General features: G+C 75.2%; 1 protein-coding gene. It reads right to left on the reverse strand.

The annotated features are described in order from the left end of the window. Window position 1: 1 nt before the first annotated feature. Window positions 2-580, reverse strand: a 579-nt coding sequence (locus tag DWZ52_RS09835) for a transposase (RefSeq protein ID WP_147352163.1), incomplete at its 5' end; no start/stop codon positions are given.

The following is a 580-nucleotide window of genomic DNA, read 5'->3' on the forward strand; positions in this document are numbered from 1 at the left end:
GCTACTCCCGGTAGGGCACCCGGTCGCGCATCACGGCGTATATCGCCCTGAGCCGCTTCCTCGCGACGGCCTTGAGCGCCCGCCCGTGCCCCATGCCCCGCGCCCTGCAGGCCCGGTAGTACTCGCCGTAGCGCCCCGACGACCTCACCAGGCTGTTGCACGAGAAGATCAGCAGGGACTTGAGCCTCGCGTCGCCCCGCCTGGACGCCCTGACCGACCTCACCGACGTGCCGGAGCTCCTCACCCTCGGGGCTATGCCGCGGTACGAGGCCAGGTGGTCGTGGTCCGGGAACCTCGCGATGTCGACCGACACCGCGAGCTGCGCCGCGGTCCTCGGGCCGATGCCGGGCACGGTGAGCAGGCACGCGTAGGTCTCGTCGCCCTCGAGCAGCCCCGCCGTCTCGGCCTCGAGGGCCCCGGCCTCGTCGAGGGCCTCCGATATCCGGGCGGCCAGGAACCTGACCTGCCTGTTCTCGGCCTCGACGAGCGCCGGCGGGGGCGCGGTGGAGGCGGCCGCGGCCTCCCCGGCGGCCTCGGCCCGCGGGCCCCCGGCCCCGGAGCGGGCGATCCCCCACGCCCC

The organism is Collinsella sp. AF33-16 (assembly GCF_003475325.1).
GTDB lineage: Bacteria > Actinomycetota > Coriobacteriia > Coriobacteriales > Coriobacteriaceae > Collinsella.